Origin of the sequence: Microcystis sp. M179S2 (assembly GCF_020245805.1) — a bacterium.
GTDB lineage: Bacteria > Cyanobacteriota > Cyanobacteriia > Cyanobacteriales > Microcystaceae > Microcystis > Microcystis aeruginosa.
In genome coordinates, this window is sequence record NZ_JADBUE010000356.1 from 1 (window position 1) to 14002 (window position 14002).

The window sequence follows — 14002 nt, forward strand, 5'->3', positions numbered from 1 at the left end:
ACCCCACACCCCACACCCCATCACCCATTTACTTGATCTATGGAACTACCAGAATTAAATATAGAGACAATTTGGGCGATTATTAACGATGAAATTGACGACGAAACCGTTAATAAATTGGTCTGGCAAAGTTTAGGTTATCGCTACGATGAAAGTCAGGGAAAATGGGATAATAGTCAAGTAGAGGAAGATTGGCGACGTGAATATCCCGAACCCCCAGATTTTATTGCCAATCGTCCTCCAACAGTAAAATTAACTCGATCGATCTTGCCAGAAAATAAACAATTATTAAAAGATAAATTGGGGTTTACCGGTTATAAAATTGGCGAATTCAATCCCCGCATGACTCGCCGTGCCACCGCCGCTAATTGGTTGTGCTTTTATGGGTTAAAATAGATCAGGAAAGTTATTTTATCAAGCTTCTAGCATGGTCACTATCCCTGTCAAGTCCTCCTCTCATCCCCTAGCATCCTATATTGATCGTCTCACGGCTGGGGAAGCATTGTTAAAAGATACTCCCCAGAATTTGATCGAGGTAGTGGGTATCCTGAAAAGTTACGGAGTGGTGTTAGATGCTTATTCCAAAAATTTAATTTATATTGCGGAAAATCAGTTTTTGGTTTTTTTCCCCTTCTTTAAATATTTTAATGGTCAAGTATCTTGGCAGAAATTACTACAACACTGGTGGCACGATCGCATTAATTTTGAGTATGCTGAATACTGTATGAAAGCCATGTTTTGGCATGGTGGGGGTGGTTTAGATAGTTATGTAGATAGTGCCGCTTTTCGGGAAGTGACAGCCAAGGTTATTCAAGCCAAATTTAGGAATAATCCCCTAGTTTTAATTTTAAATAAAGTCTTTCCTGAATTTTTGCCAGAACAAATGCGGATGATGGCCTACTATAGCGGTTTAGGTCAATTTTGGCGAATTATGGCCGATGCTTTTTTAAGTTTATCCGATCTCTACGATGCCGGAAAAATTACCAGTATTCCCGCAGTGGTGGCACACATTAAGAAAAATTTAGTCGATAATGCTAGTAAACCAATTATCTATCAGGTAAAAATCAAAGGACAAACCTATGATCTGATCCCCAAATCGGCAGGATTAACCTTTCTTGCGGATACGGCAATCCCCTACGTTGAGGCGGTTTTCTTTCGCGGAACACCTTTCCCCGGTACAATTTCCTATAATGCCCAAGCCTATCAAATTCCCTACGATCAAGGAATGTTTGCCTATGGTGCTTTGTATGCGGATCCTTTACCCATCGGAGGTGCAGGGATTCCTCCCACACTATTAATGCAGGATATGCGTCACTTTTTACCAGATTATCTGCACGACATTTATAAAAAGAGTTTTCGTCAAGAAGAAGATTTATTAGTCCAGATCTGCGAAACTTTTCAAAAGTCGATGTTTTGTGTAACAACGGCAGCCATTCAAGGATTAGCACCTTACCCTTTAACTACCACAGATTTAAAAGAACAAAAAGCCAATCGCATCTATCTAGAAGCATGGATGAATCGCTTTGTTAAGTCAAGATTAGAAGCGGTAAATCAATAATTATTTTGCCGATAAATCGGTAATTTTTGCATTCAACAAACCCCTTTACATTTATGTCAGATATTAACGTCCAACTTCAGGATATTTTAGCTCAATTGCAATCTTTAACCGAACGGGTTGCCCTCATCGAAGCGCGGCAGATGTTAGTTCCGGACATCGAGCGCTATGGTAAATTACAGCAATTCCTAGCTGAGGGGAACTTTAGGGAGGCAGACGCAGAAACTCTCCGAGTTATCCTCGAAACTGCCGGCAGAACCCGCGATACTTTAACCCCAGAGGATATGATGCGGTTTCCCGTTAATGTGATTCGGGTACTCGATCGCCTTTGGAAAAATTATAGCGGCGATCATTTCGGTTTTAGCAATCAGGTGAAGTTATATTTTGCCGCCGGCGGTAGTATTAACACCCTGCGTACCCAAGACGCGGAAACGATTAGAAAATTTGGGGAATTGGTAGGATGGCGCGACAAAGATGAGTGGCGTATCGATGATTATGATCACTGGGATTTTAGTCTCGCAGCTCCTGAAGGCTGTTTTCCCGCTCTCTGGTGGAAGTCTCCCTACGGGTTAAAAATGGTGACTTTTTGTTTTACTCGCCTGATAGAGTGCGATTTATAGGCAATGAAAGGAATTATCGGCTATTTTCATGCTTTATTATCCCCCCAATTTGCTCCCACTGGGATAAGAGTGGCTGTAGTAGTGGGGACAATTTTATTGACAATGAACCACGGTTATGCTATAATGCACAGCCTTATAACTGACTTATCTAGGGCCTGCTGAATAAATCTAAAAACCTTGCTGGATAAGACTTTTAGCCTTTTTTGAAATCCAAAAGTACCAGATATGGGAGTGATCAGGGGGAAATTCAGGTACTTTTTCCCTGAAAATTAGGTAATTGACCCCCTCAAAATCGGTAAAACCCCACACCCTACACCCTACACCCTACACCCTGCCCCTAGGAAAAACTTTTTCAGCAGACCCTAGCTAGGATTTGATAGCTGCGATCGCTCTCTTTTCAGTAAGGCACTCGCGAGAAAAATGCCCAGTATTGCCAATACAGCCATAGCATAAAAAGCATAAGTGTAAGTACCGAACCAATCGCGAATTCTACCGGTTACTAAAGTTCCGATCAAAGCACCAACACCGTAGGCAGTAAAAACAATACCGTAATTTTGGGCGTAGTGGTCAGGATTAAAGAAGTGGAGAGTGGTAGCGGGAGCTAGGGCTAACCATCCCCCTAAACAGAACCAAAATAGACAAAAAGCCACTAGATAGCTAGTAACCGCCCCTTTTTCGGCCTTGACCATCAACAGACAACCAATCAAAATGAGTGTATAGGCCCCGATCGCTAAATAATGGGGTTTCCAGCGATCGCTTAACCAACCGAACAAAGGACGACTAATACCATTAAACAAGGCAAATAGAGCAACACTACTAGCCGCTAACCCCGGATCAATCTGAATAATTTCCTCAGCGACGGGACTAGAAATACCGATAGCACTCAAGCCAATTAAAGCACCAATGGCATAGCAAAGCCATAAACCATAAAATGAGCGACTTTTCAGCATATTCACTGGATAATTGGCCGGAAAGTCGGATTTTCGATTAGCTAAATTGGCGGGGGGTTGCCAGTCTTGAGGGGGTAACTTCATTGTGATCGCAATAATCACAATAATTATTGTAAAGATAATCCCCAAAAATCTTAAACTTGGTCTAACGCTATATTCATTGATTAATCGATTGGCTAAAGGTGCGGTAATCAGGGGAGAAAGGCCAAATCCGATGATGGTTAAACCCACCGCTAAACCTTTTTTGTCGGGAAACCAGCGTGCCACCACTGCCATGGGAACACCGTAAGCGATGCCGACTCCCGTGCCAGCAATGACTCCGTAGGTCAGAATAATTGTCTGGATCTGAGCGGCAAAACTAGCGAGAATATAGCCTAAACCGACGATAATTCCGCCGATAGCCGTCATCCTGCGAGTGCCTACCCGGGGGATATAAAAACCGGCGATCGGCATAGAAGCGGCATAAAATACTAAAGCCACAGTGTAGGGTAGTAAGCTTTCCGTGGCGCTGAGATTTAACTCTGTTTCTAGGGGTTTTCTAAAGATACTCCAAGAGTACACCGTCCCTAAACAGAGTAAAACACCCATTCCTAGAGGTATTAATAACCATCTACCTTTGGCCGCGGGTAATCCCAAAACTGTCAACTCGGAATCATAATTACTGTTAGTCATAGATCGCCGTGACTCTTTCTAGACTTGTCTGGCCAGTATTCTAGATGAGGTCATGGCTAATAGGGCCAATTTTCCAGAAAATTTTCCGATTAAAATGAGGGGCGAATTATTTCGCCCCCCTTTAAAAGTTTCCCCCCATCTATAGCGGAGGGACTTCTGACCACCTTTAACTAAACTGCTGCGAAGTAAACTTTCGACTTCACAGGGTCGGGAACCATGGTAGCATCCCCTTCTTGCCAACCGGCGGGACAAACTTCATCCGGGTGGGATTGGACGTATTGAATCGCTTTTAGAGTGCGGAGGGTTTCATCGACACTGCGACCGAAAGAAAGATTATTAATAGTAGCGTGTTGGATAACACCTTCTTTATCGATGATAAACAGACCGCGCAGGGATACCCCCGCATCTGGGTCAAGAACATTGTAAGCGGTGCTGATTTCTTTTTTTAGATCCGACACCAACGGATAGGCCACATCACCGACACCGCCCGATTTTCTCTCGGTTTGAATCCATGCGAGGTGAGCAAATTCGCTATCGACGGACACCCCTAAAATCTCGGTGTTGATACTGGCAAATTCGCTAACTCGATCGCTGAAAGCGGTAATTTCCGTGGGGCAAACAAAGGTAAAATCGAGGGGATAGAAGAATAAAACGACGTATTTACCCCGATAATCCGATAATTTGATGGTTTTGAACTCTTGATCGAAAACGGCGGTCGCGGTGAAATCCGGCGCCGCTTGTCCGACTCTTAAGCAACCTTCGGCGGTCATACTCTTAATCTCCTTAATCTAGTTTCTGGGAAAATGCAACTATTTTTACATTCCTTAACAACTATATCATAGTCATAACGATTTTGAGTAGTTGGCCGTTAGTTGGGGATTGGGAAGGTTATATCGGGCGAGAGAAAAAGAATTTAATAGACTCCGTAATATTCACTTTTGCAGCCGAAATAATAATTTAAGGACAGCGAAAGAGATCGTCACCCGGGGAAGTCAGCCCATTGTACAACTTAGTACAACTTTCTTGCCTCAACGCTCCTCCACGCTGCTGTCTGCTTTTACTTATAGTTGCAAAGGCTATGTCAACAAGCACCAATAAATATCTATCCCCATCCCAACGTCAGCAACTTCTCGAAATCTCAACAGAACCGAATATCTCTGATGTTGATCGCAAACGGATTCAAATCATTCTTTTCGCTGACGAGGGCAAATCCCAGAACGAGATCCGTAAGCTTCTCGATTGTACTGCCGCCACCGCTAGTAAATGGATACTGATCGCCGAGAGTGGCAAGATCGATCGCTGGCAGAAATACCGCCGCGGTCGCCCTTCAAAAGTTGATCAACCCTACCTCGATCGCCTGAGAGAACTGATTAGTAAATCCCCCCGGGATTTCGGCTATTCCTTTAAGCGATGGTCGGGAGTTTGCTTAGCGCGGCATCTAGAGAAAGAATTCGGGGTTGCACTCACCCCCACCCACATCAATCGCCTCCGCAAACAGCTACAGCCGATCCGCATCGTCGATCTTTCTCCTTCAGCCAAAGCTTAAAACAACTATGCTCGATACTCACAGCCTCGTCAATCCCTGGCCGGAATTCCTGTCCGAAACCCAGTGGCGGAGTCTCCAGAAAACGGCGATCGCCCTCTCTCCCGAAGCAGGCACACTGCCCGTACAGTCGGGGTTATACCTAGTCGTTGGCGGCAAAGTTCGGATAGCGAACTCGCAGCAAAAAGAGATGATTGCGCTCAAAACTGGCGAATTTTTCGGAGAATTCTCCCTCTTTCCCCGATCGGGTTTTCTTCCCTACTCGGTTCGAGTCTCCGCAAAGGCGGAACTACTTCTTATCCCCGAGTCCGCCCTGAGGCCGATCCTGAAAAAACACCCCGCCCTGAAAAAAACATTACTACAACGGGCGCGGGAAATTGAGCAACTTCTTGGGACGAAGACAGAAGAAACGGACAAAAAAAGCGATCGAGCCTATTTCCCCTCTCCGGCGCGGCGGTTAGGTCACTGGATCGGGCAATCCCTCCGCCGTTATCCCTTCTTCGAGCAACAGTCCGCCTCCGATTGCGGGGCGGCCGGTTTAGTCATGATCGCCCGTTATTGGGGCAAAAGAATCAGCGTCAACCGTTTGCGGGAAATGGCCAACGTCAACCGCGACGGGGCATCCCTGAAGGGACTGATCACCGCGGCGGAAAATATCGGCCTCTCCACCCGTCCGGTAAAAGCGACTCTAGAGGGATTAGGGAAACAGCCCCTACCAGCGATCGCTCACTGGGAAGGCAAACACTTCGTTGTGATCTGGAAAATTACCGCCAAACAGGTGATTATTGGCGATCCAGCGATCGGGCAATTAACCCTAAGTCGTGCCGAATTCACCAGTAAATGGACGGGATTCACCCTGCTGCTCCAACCGAACCAGAAATTTCGGGACACGAAAGAGGATAAAACCTCTCTCTGGCAGTTTTATCGCTTACTGGAACCCCATTGGTTCGTACTGCTGGAAATTTTCGTCGCCTCGCTTTTTATCCAGATATTCGGCTTAATTACGCCGATTTTCACCCAGTTAATCCTCGATCGAGTAATCGTCCAGGGGTCCTTAACCACCCTTTGGGCGATGGGTATCGGTGCGCTAATTTTCGGGGTTTTTAGGGTAGCAATTACCGGTTTACGCGCCTATCTCCTCGATCACACCGCTAATCGCATCGATACGGCATTAATCACCGGTTTTATCCGCCATACCCTCAGCCTTCCCCTCGGTTATTTCGAGTCCCGCTATGTGGGCGATATTATTTCTCGCGTCGGGGAAAATCGCAAGATTCAGCGTTTTCTCTCTGGGGAAGCTCTCTCGATTTTACTTGACTTATTAACGGTTTTCGTGTATGTGGCGGTGATGTTCCGCTATAGCTGGCAATTAGCCCTGATCAGTTTAGCGATCGTGCCACCGTTCTTTCTGCTGGCGTTAATTTCTACCCCTTTTCTCCAGCGAATATCCCGGGATATTTTTCAGGCGATCGCTAAGGAAAGCAGTTACCTGATCGAGATTTTAACCGGTATTCGTACCGTCAAATCTACTGCCACAGAGCGATCGACCCGTTGGCACTGGGAAGACCTTTTCTCGGTGGAGGTCAAGAAAAATTTCTCCGGACAGATCATCGGCAATAATCTCCAGATATTCAGTAATCTGATCGAATCTTTAGCGACGACAGGGTTACTCTGTTTCGGTGCCTATCTAGTGATTCAAAATCAATTATCGATCGGACAATTGATCGCCTTTAATATGCTTTTTGCCCAGATCATCGCGCCTTTTCAACGCTTAACCGTTCTCTGGACGCAATTTCAAGAAGTCAATATCGCCGTCGAGCGCATTAACGATGTACTGGACGCGAAACCGGAGGAGAATTTAGAGGAACTTTCCCGTCAGTTTCTCCCAGAATTACAGGGACATATTCGCTTTGAAAATGTCACCTTTCGCTACCACACCGACAGCGATCGCAATATTTTAGAAAACCTCAGTTTTGAGATTTTACCCGGTCAAACCGTTGCCCTCGTCGGTCGGAGCGGTTCGGGAAAAACCACGATCTCGAAATTGCTGATCGGCCTCTATCCCCCCACCGATGGGAAAATCTCGATCGACGGTTACGATCTGAGTACGATCGCCCTCAGTTCCCTCCGGCAACAGGTGGGAGTCGTCGATCAAGATACTTTTCTCTTCGGTTCCACGATTCGGGAAAATATCAGTTTAGGACATCCCGATCGCCCCCTAGAAAATGTGATCGAAGCGGCGAAATTAGCGGGAATTCATGACTTTATTCAATCACTGCCGATGGGGTACGAAACCCAAATCGGCGAGGGTGGAGGGCTACTTTCCGGGGGACAGAGACAACGGATCGCCATCGCTCGATCGTTGATGGGAGAGCCGCGGTTATTAATCCTCGATGAAGCCACTTCCCACCTCGATACCGAATCGGAACGGATTATTCAAACAAATCTCCAGAAAATTCGGCAGAATCGCACGATGGTGATTATCGCCCATCGCCTCTCTACGGTGCGGAACGCGGATTGTATTCTCGTTCTCGATCGAGGGGTATTAGTCGATAGTGGAACCCACGAAGAATTAATGGCCCGTCCCGGTATTTACCGTAATTTGAATTCTAATCAATTGAGTGAATAACTATGACAACCAATCTAGACAGAGAGCGCGATAACTGGTCTTTCCATACCAAAGAATTGATCGATACTTTACCCCTACCCTGGACGCGTGGTTTACTCTATTTTCTGATTATTTTCGTCTCGATCATTCTCCCTTGGGCGATATTCTCAAAAGTCGATGAAACGGGTGTCGGTCCAGGGAAACTGGAACCCCAAGGGGAAACAGTCAAACTCGATGCTATCGCGACGGGAAAAGTGGAAAAAATCTATGTCCGTGAAGGCCAAGAGGTGAAAGCAGGACAACCGATTTTAACCCTAGATTCCTCATTAATCGGCAAGGAAATACAACAAATCGAGGAGAAAATAGAAGGACAAAAAAGCCGTCTTTCCCAACAGAAACTTGTCAAAAGTCAGTTAGAGATTTCTTTAACCACCCAAAGCCAACAAAATCGCGCGGCGGCAGCGGAAAAAGAAGCCTCGATCGAACAAGCGCGGGAGAATGTGGACGCATTAATCAAGAAGGCCAAAATATCCCTAGAAGAACAACAAGCGCGGGTAAATCAAGCGAAAACCGCCCTCGCACAAAGTCAGACCGATTATCCGATTCTCAAAAGTCGTTATGAAACGGCTTTAAAAGAAGTCGATCGCTACCGAAAAGCGTGGGAGGATGGCGCGATATCGGAGGTGCAATTAATCGAGCGCGAGGACAATGCCAAGGAGCGCCAACAACTCTACGAGCGGGGAAAAGCGGAGGTCAAAGAAAATCAACATAAACTAGCGGAATTAAAAAGTGCCTACCGTCAGACGAGTCAACAAACGAGCGCGGATATCGCCCAAGCGCGTCTGCAATTACAGGAGCGGCAGCGGGGTTATCAAAGTCTCCGCCATTCCAACGAGTTGGCACTCTTAAGGGTACAGGAGCAGATTAACAATCTAGACACGGAGATCGCAACACTGGCATCGGAAATCGCCCAAAGCGAGAGCCAACGGCAAGCGCTCCAAATCCAACTAAGTCAGAGGGTTTTAAAGGCGAATACCGACGGCACAATCTTTTCATTACCGATTAAACGCGCGGGTGCGGTGGTGCAGTCGGGAACGCGGATCGCGGAGATAGCACCGAAGGGATCGCGGTTTATTCTCAAGGCAGAAATGCCCACGGATCAAAGTCAATTTCTCCGCGCCGGTATGCCGATAAAAGTCAAGTTCGATGCCTATCCTTTTCAGGATTACGGCATTATCGGCGGCAAGATCACCAAGAAATCACCGACGGCGATCGAAAAGGAAACGCCCAACGGAAAAATTAACGTTTTCGAGCTAGAAATTCAACTCGATCGCTCCTGTATTCAAAAGGGAAATCAATGTATTCCCCTCAATCCGGGAGATACGGCTACCGCAGAAGCGATCGTCCGTCAGCGTCGGGTGATCGATTACATCCTCGATCCCTTTAAGGATCTGCAAAAAGATGGGTTAAAACTCTAGTTTTTTTAGGTATCGAAGCCAAATTACTTACACCCCTCCCTAACCCTCTTGCCTATCTCAACTAGGAAATTAATTTCGCATAACTGTTTCAGGAGTCATTATGTCCCATAGTATCACCATCACCAATCAAGACCTTATCCAACAGCTTAAGCTATCGGGGAAAGTCCCCGAAATGGCCGAGGGAATTATCGCTCGGAAAATCATCACCGAAACCGCCACGGAAGCGGGGATTAAAAACACAACTGACGAGTTACAACAGGCGGCCGATCAATTCCGTCTCGCCAAAGAATTACATAACGCCAAAGATACATGGAATTGGTTGCAAAAACAGGGCTTATCCCTAGACGATTTCGAGGCGATCGTTCAATTCAATTTACTATCGGGTAAATTAGCCGAACATCTTTTCGCAGACAAAATTGAATCCTATTTCGTCGAACACCAGCTAGATTATACCGGCGCGGTGATCTATGAGGTAGTGTTAGCAGATCAGGCGATGGCAGAGGAGTTGTATGAATCGATTCAGGAGGAGGAAATCAGCTTTCAGGAAGTAGCGCATCGCTATATCGAGGATGTGGAATTACGACGCAAGGGAGGTTATCGCGGTACTGTTTCCCGTAAGGATTTACGACCGAATCTTTCGGCCGCAATTTTTGCATCGGATTCTTCTCGATTGTTGAAACCGCTGCAAGGCGATCGAGGTTTTCACCTGATTTTTGTCGAGGAAATCCTTAAACCAAAATTAACCGAGGAGTTGGCTCTGAAAATCGGGGTCGATTTGTTTAACGGCTGGGTAAAGGAGAAAATTCAGGAAATAGAATACGAGTTTAGTAATTAATTGTGGACGGGGTGGGTTATGCTCACCCCGCAAACATAGCAAGGGAAGATAAGAGTTATGGAATGTGTGATCTGTAAAAACGGTACGACTCGATCGAGTTTCGTAACTGTTACTTTAGAGAGAGATAATTGTATCGTGATTTTAAAACAAGTCCCCGCCGATATCTGTCAGAATTGCGGGGAGTATTATCTAAGCGAGTCGGTCACTGCGGAAGTTTTACAGAAGGCCGAGGATGCGGTGAATAAAGGATTTTCCTTGACAAATTGTTGTTGATTTTTTCAAAATATATAAAAAAATCACTAACTCAAATAGCAGAATATGCTGAAATGGGGTAAGCGATACTCACCCCATTTCAGTAACAAATCTACCCTTTTAGAGCCCTAAAACCGAACGTCCGACTGTCACCCATCCTCCGGGTACAACTTTACGAACAGTTTGGTCAATTTTTTTTAAGAACGATGGTGTAGAGATGCCAGTTAGTTTTTCAAACCAGCCTCCTCCTACTACATTTTCTACCTCGAATTGTGTCAGATACATAGATTCAACTTCGAGCGGTTGTAAATCATTTACTTTGATGTTAGCCATAATCGATTGGTCTCATGTTTGAGGTTTACTAAACACAATCATCCACGATACACATTCAAAACGCAAATACATTTTGAAATTTAATTAACTTATTTTTGTCTCGAATTTGATCGGCAAGAATACTGAGATCAGTTGTATTTTAAGGTTATTCTCTCAACAATGTAGAATAACCTTGATTATATTTTTTGAACTTAAATGATTGTTTTAAGTTCAATTAGTCTTTAAAAATATCTTGTTTTTTCTTGCAAGGTTCCATAGTATTAAATTCAGAGAAGTAGCTCGACAAGCCTGACAACTCTTGCCAAGACTTTTCTATTTATATAGTCAATTACGATCGCGATCGTGTTCCCTAACCAATTCGCTCGTAATTATCCATTGAACAAGCGGATAAAACTGATGAAATCTCTTCCGCACCAGACACCTACCCTTTGCCCTAGCGCGCGAGAAAATTCCCCGGATAGCGTAATTTTCGGGATCGCAGCGGGAACCGTTGAGGAACCCCGCGTCGCCTATCTCCCGGAAATCCAACCCGTCACCGCAGAAATTCTCGCACTCGCTCAACCCGTCACCCCCACCGAAGTCTTCCGCTTCGCCGCGTCCTGCGCGGAAAAAGAATGCGTTCATTTCGATGGGAAAGATTGTCGCCTCGCGCACCGGGTGGCACAGGGACTCGCAGAAGTAACCGATATCCTTCCCCCCTGTCGAATCCGGCAAAACTGTCGCTGGTGGTTACAGGAAGGAAAAGCCGCTTGTCTGCGCTGTCCGCAGGTTGTCACTGACAACTATAGTCCTTCCGAAATTTACGCGAAGGTTGCCGGGAGCATCTCACCTTTGTAACCCCTAAATCAGGTTTTTATGTCAAGCTATTTTGAAAGCCTTGCTAGAAACCAGTTTTAGGGATAAGTACAATTACTCACTTGCATAAATGAGATGCTCCCAGGTTGCCGAACCCGTTGTTCAGATAGCACAAAGTCAATCTACAAAAAATAGGGGTCTATCATGTCCGTTGAACAAACTAAAGCTTTTTATCAAAGAATTGCAACCGATAAAGATTTTCGTTCTCGGTTTCAAAATCTTGAAAATTGCGAAGAATTTTATAATCTGGTCAAAAAATCAGATTATGACTTTACAGAGCAGGAATTTGAAGCCTTTACTTGTCAACTTTTAGAAGCAGAATGCTTAAAAAATCAAGTTCAAGATTTAAACGAGCGTGAACTGGCTTCGATTCTAGGAGGGTTTTTAGAGAGAGCACCTATAAGACCCAAGTATGGCTCCGTGGTTTTGCCCACAAGACCACGACCCCCTTTGTGGGGAAAACCACCACTCTCAAAACCCTACCCTTTGCCCTAGCGCGCGAGAAAATTCCCCGGATAGCGTAATTTTCGGGATCGCGGCGGGAACCGTCGAGGAACCCCGCGTCGCCTATCTCCCAGAAATCCAACCCGTCACCCCAGAAATTCTCGCACTCGCTCAACCCGTCACCCCCACCGAAGTCTTCCGCTTCGCCGCGTCCTGCGCGGAAAAAGAATGCGTTCATTTCGATGGGAAAGATTGTCGCCTCGCGCGCCGGGTGGCACAGGGACTCGCAGAAGTAACCGATACCCTTCCTCCCTGTCGAATCCGGCAAAACTGTCGCTGGTGGTTACAGTGCGATCGCCGATCTGGTAGGTTGGGTTGACGCAAGGAAACCCAACAATTCCCCTAAAACTTACCGAAAACTCAATTAGGCAAAATCGTCTTACCACAGAAGTGATGCAAGAAACTCAGATAGAGTTTGTTCGCTCCTATATTGATGCGGGTGAGTGTGGACTGACCCTGCTAAATAGACCTCTCCAATAATTGTCAAAATAAGAGATGAAGCCCTGACTAAGAGCTTATCAAAAATCTTTTCTGGAGAGGTATAATAATGAAGAATCAACAGTTGGTAGCCACTAAGGCTGTTGATAAAGTGGATGATGTGACTAATGTGAATGACCCATATAATATTGCCAAACAAGGGGGTAAGCACTCTGGATTCTATAACGAATATGCCAAAAAGCCAGACTCTCAAATCCGAAAAGGAATTGAATCTATAAACAAGCAAATTTCTGAACATCAAAAAAAGATTGAAGCTCCCCAAAAATTTATACCTGATTTTGATAATCTTGATCCTAGACAGCAAAAAGCTCTTCCCGATAAATGGCAAAGTGGCATAAATCGGCAGAGCGAGCAAAAGACTATACTAGAAGGCCTACTCAAGGAGAGAGGGCTATGAATACAGAATCTGTTAACTTTATCAAAGATCATGCACTTATTCTCAAAGAAAAGTACAATGAATCCCTCGCAAAAATTAACGAAGCTGACATAAAAGGAGAGGACTCTTCTTTCTATAAAGGACAAAGCCTTGCTTATTATGATGCTCTTGATTTGATCAAGTCTCAGGTAGAAGCATTTGGTTACAACTCGAAGGAAGTCAACCTGGTTGTTCCTGAATTTGGCAAACAAGCAACTTAGCTATTAAGGTATCAGGTGCGATGCCGAAGGCACTGCGTAGCAGTACGCCTATCTTGCAAGGTTGGATTGACAACGGAAACCCAACATCATCCCCCTATTATTCTTCATGTTTTGTGTTGGGTTGCACTTCGTTTAACCCAACCTACGGATTATTTTACTGGGTTCTTCGTTACTTGGTATGGTTCGATCAGGGGGCATAAATCGGCTAAATCCTTATCTGGCAAGAGACTTAATTGATTAGCTCGTTCTAGATTGAAAACAATTGGCAAAAATCGAAGCAATGTCTTTCTATATAATGGTTTCATCCCTTATAACTCCCGGCCATTGCATAACACAAACCGAAGAACCTTTTACTGCAAATCGGTGTCGATTTGTTTAACGGCTGGGTGAAGGAGAAAATTCAGGAAATAGAATACGAGTTAAGTAATTAATCGTGGACGGGGTGGGTTATGCTCACCCCGCAAACATAGTAAGGGAAGATAAGAGTTATGGAATGTGTGATCTGTAAACACGGTACGACTCGATCGGGTTTCGTAACTGTTACTTTAGAGAGAGATAATTGTATCGTGATTTTAAAACAAGTCCCCGCCGATATCTGTCAGAATTGCGGGGAGTATTATCTAAGCGAGTCGGTCACTGCGGAAGTTTTACAGAAGGCCGAGG

18 protein-coding genes are annotated in these 14002 nt (G+C 45.2%); 15 read left to right on the plus strand and 3 right to left on the minus strand.

All coding sequences use genetic code 11. The features are described from left to right. Positions 1-39 precede the first annotated feature (39 nt). From IM500_RS22260 to nrtS, 4 genes are read left to right on the plus strand one after another with little or no spacing between them, the layout of a single operon-like run. Positions 40-396: a DUF1823 family protein gene (locus IM500_RS22260; protein ID WP_190357956.1), complete on the plus strand. Its 357-nt coding sequence runs from the start codon at positions 40-42 to the stop codon at positions 394-396. Positions 397-427: 31 nt separating this feature from the next. Next, positions 428-1558, plus strand: a complete 1131-nt coding sequence (locus tag IM500_RS22265; RefSeq protein ID WP_287739548.1) for a CO2 hydration protein — start codon at positions 428-430, stop codon at positions 1556-1558. A gap of 53 nt (positions 1559-1611) precedes the next feature. Continuing rightward, complete coding sequence (locus tag IM500_RS22270; RefSeq protein WP_002798240.1) at positions 1612-2175, plus strand: GUN4 domain-containing protein; 564 nt, start codon at positions 1612-1614, stop codon at positions 2173-2175. Between the two features lie 3 nt (positions 2176-2178). After that, a complete protein-coding gene (nrtS, locus tag IM500_RS22275) occupies positions 2179-2337 on the plus strand; it encodes a nitrate/nitrite transporter NrtS (protein ID WP_287739549.1) in 159 nt (52 codons plus the stop codon). Between the two features lie 200 nt (positions 2338-2537). Here the strand turns inward: nrtS and IM500_RS22280 are convergent, their stop codons facing one another. Continuing rightward, entirely contained in the window at positions 2538-3797 is a 1260-nt protein-coding gene (locus IM500_RS22280; RefSeq protein WP_287739550.1) for an L-lactate MFS transporter, read from the minus strand. A gap of 170 nt (positions 3798-3967) precedes the next feature. Beyond that, complete coding sequence (locus tag IM500_RS22285) at positions 3968-4567, minus strand: peroxiredoxin (RefSeq protein ID WP_002735961.1); 600 nt, start codon at positions 4565-4567, stop codon at positions 3968-3970. A gap of 308 nt (positions 4568-4875) precedes the next feature. Here IM500_RS22285 and IM500_RS22290 point away from each other — a divergent pair, with 308 nt between their 5' ends. From IM500_RS22290 to IM500_RS22310, 5 genes are all read left to right on the plus strand, one after another. Next, a complete protein-coding gene (locus IM500_RS22290) occupies positions 4876-5343 on the plus strand; it encodes a helix-turn-helix domain-containing protein (protein WP_287739551.1) in 468 nt (155 codons plus the stop codon). A gap of 7 nt (positions 5344-5350) precedes the next feature. Further along, positions 5351-7969, plus strand: a complete 2619-nt coding sequence (locus IM500_RS22295) for an ABC transporter transmembrane domain-containing protein (protein ID WP_287739552.1) — start codon at positions 5351-5353, stop codon at positions 7967-7969. 2 nt (positions 7970-7971) lie between these two features. Beyond that, entirely contained in the window at positions 7972-9426 is a 1455-nt protein-coding gene (locus tag IM500_RS22300; protein ID WP_287739553.1) for a beta-barrel domain-containing protein, read from the plus strand. A gap of 100 nt (positions 9427-9526) precedes the next feature. Then, complete coding sequence (locus tag IM500_RS22305) at positions 9527-10261, plus strand: foldase protein PrsA (RefSeq protein ID WP_287739554.1); 735 nt, start codon at positions 9527-9529, stop codon at positions 10259-10261. A 57-nt stretch (positions 10262-10318) separates the two neighbouring features. Then, positions 10319-10534 (plus strand): type II toxin-antitoxin system MqsA family antitoxin, encoded by a 216-nt coding sequence (locus IM500_RS22310; protein ID WP_287739555.1) that lies wholly within the window; start codon positions 10319-10321, stop codon positions 10532-10534. 99 nt (positions 10535-10633) lie between these two features. On the opposite strand, the gene IM500_RS22315 is transcribed toward IM500_RS22310, so the two are convergent. After that, positions 10634-10846 carry a hypothetical protein gene (locus IM500_RS22315; RefSeq protein WP_287739556.1) on the minus strand — a complete coding sequence of 71 codons (213 nt, stop codon included), beginning with the start codon at positions 10844-10846 and terminating at the stop codon, positions 10634-10636. Positions 10847-11242: 396 nt separating this feature from the next. Between IM500_RS22315 and IM500_RS22320 the strand changes: the two genes are divergently transcribed. The 6 genes from IM500_RS22320 to IM500_RS22340 all read left to right on the plus strand — a co-directional run. After that, the gene (locus tag IM500_RS22320) at positions 11243-11683 is read left to right on the plus strand and encodes a nitrogen fixation protein (RefSeq protein WP_287739557.1); all 441 of its coding nucleotides are present in this window, start codon (positions 11243-11245) and stop codon (positions 11681-11683) included. A 162-nt stretch (positions 11684-11845) separates the two neighbouring features. Beyond that, on the plus strand, positions 11846-12196 hold the full coding sequence (locus tag IM500_RS24635) for a Nif11-like leader peptide family RiPP precursor (protein ID WP_353737933.1): 351 nt from the start codon (positions 11846-11848) through the stop codon (positions 12194-12196). Next, a complete protein-coding gene (locus IM500_RS22325) occupies positions 12114-12524 on the plus strand; it encodes a nitrogen fixation protein (protein ID WP_287739558.1) in 411 nt (136 codons plus the stop codon). The genes IM500_RS24635 and IM500_RS22325 overlap by 83 nt, the downstream gene beginning before the upstream one ends. 228 nt (positions 12525-12752) lie before the next feature. Next, entirely contained in the window at positions 12753-13100 is a 348-nt protein-coding gene (locus tag IM500_RS22330; RefSeq protein WP_002752485.1) for a hypothetical protein, read from the plus strand. After that, positions 13097-13339, plus strand: coding sequence for a hypothetical protein (locus tag IM500_RS22335; RefSeq protein WP_002737863.1), 243 nt, complete (start codon positions 13097-13099; stop codon positions 13337-13339). Before IM500_RS22330 ends, IM500_RS22335 begins: the two co-directional genes overlap by 4 nt. Positions 13340-13827: 488 nt before the next feature. Then, the coding region (locus IM500_RS22340; protein ID WP_287739559.1) for a type II toxin-antitoxin system MqsA family antitoxin at positions 13828-14002 on the plus strand (175 nt) is incomplete at its 3' end.

What these genes read in the sequence shown, in the direction of transcription:
- IM500_RS22330 (WP_002752485.1), top strand. Translation starts at nt 12,753, where the DNA reads ATGAAGAATCAACAGTTGGTAGCCACTAAGGCTGTTGATAAAGTGGAT.
- IM500_RS22285 (WP_002735961.1), bottom strand. Translation starts at nt 4,567, where the DNA reads ATGACCGCCGAAGGTTGCTTAAGAGTCGGACAAGCGGCGCCGGATTTC.
- IM500_RS24635 (WP_353737933.1), top strand. Translation starts at nt 11,846, where the DNA reads ATGTCCGTTGAACAAACTAAAGCTTTTTATCAAAGAATTGCAACCGAT.
- IM500_RS22305 (WP_287739554.1), top strand. Translation starts at nt 9,527, where the DNA reads ATGTCCCATAGTATCACCATCACCAATCAAGACCTTATCCAACAGCTT.
- IM500_RS22265 (WP_287739548.1), top strand. Translation starts at nt 428, where the DNA reads ATGGTCACTATCCCTGTCAAGTCCTCCTCTCATCCCCTAGCATCCTAT.
- IM500_RS22335 (WP_002737863.1), top strand. Translation starts at nt 13,097, where the DNA reads ATGAATACAGAATCTGTTAACTTTATCAAAGATCATGCACTTATTCTC.
- IM500_RS22310 (WP_287739555.1), top strand. Translation starts at nt 10,319, where the DNA reads ATGGAATGTGTGATCTGTAAAAACGGTACGACTCGATCGAGTTTCGTA.
- IM500_RS22270 (WP_002798240.1), top strand. Translation starts at nt 1,612, where the DNA reads ATGTCAGATATTAACGTCCAACTTCAGGATATTTTAGCTCAATTGCAA.
- IM500_RS22290 (WP_287739551.1), top strand. Translation starts at nt 4,876, where the DNA reads ATGTCAACAAGCACCAATAAATATCTATCCCCATCCCAACGTCAGCAA.
- IM500_RS22320 (WP_287739557.1), top strand. Translation starts at nt 11,243, where the DNA reads ATGAAATCTCTTCCGCACCAGACACCTACCCTTTGCCCTAGCGCGCGA.
- IM500_RS22300 (WP_287739553.1), top strand. Translation starts at nt 7,972, where the DNA reads ATGACAACCAATCTAGACAGAGAGCGCGATAACTGGTCTTTCCATACC.
- nrtS (WP_287739549.1), top strand. Translation starts at nt 2,179, where the DNA reads ATGAAAGGAATTATCGGCTATTTTCATGCTTTATTATCCCCCCAATTT.
- IM500_RS22280 (WP_287739550.1), bottom strand. Translation starts at nt 3,797, where the DNA reads ATGACTAACAGTAATTATGATTCCGAGTTGACAGTTTTGGGATTACCC.
- IM500_RS22315 (WP_287739556.1), bottom strand. Translation starts at nt 10,846, where the DNA reads ATGGCTAACATCAAAGTAAATGATTTACAACCGCTCGAAGTTGAATCT.
- IM500_RS22260 (WP_190357956.1), top strand. Translation starts at nt 40, where the DNA reads ATGGAACTACCAGAATTAAATATAGAGACAATTTGGGCGATTATTAAC.
- IM500_RS22295 (WP_287739552.1), top strand. Translation starts at nt 5,351, where the DNA reads ATGCTCGATACTCACAGCCTCGTCAATCCCTGGCCGGAATTCCTGTCC.
- IM500_RS22325 (WP_287739558.1), top strand. Translation starts at nt 12,114, where the DNA reads ATGGCTCCGTGGTTTTGCCCACAAGACCACGACCCCCTTTGTGGGGAA.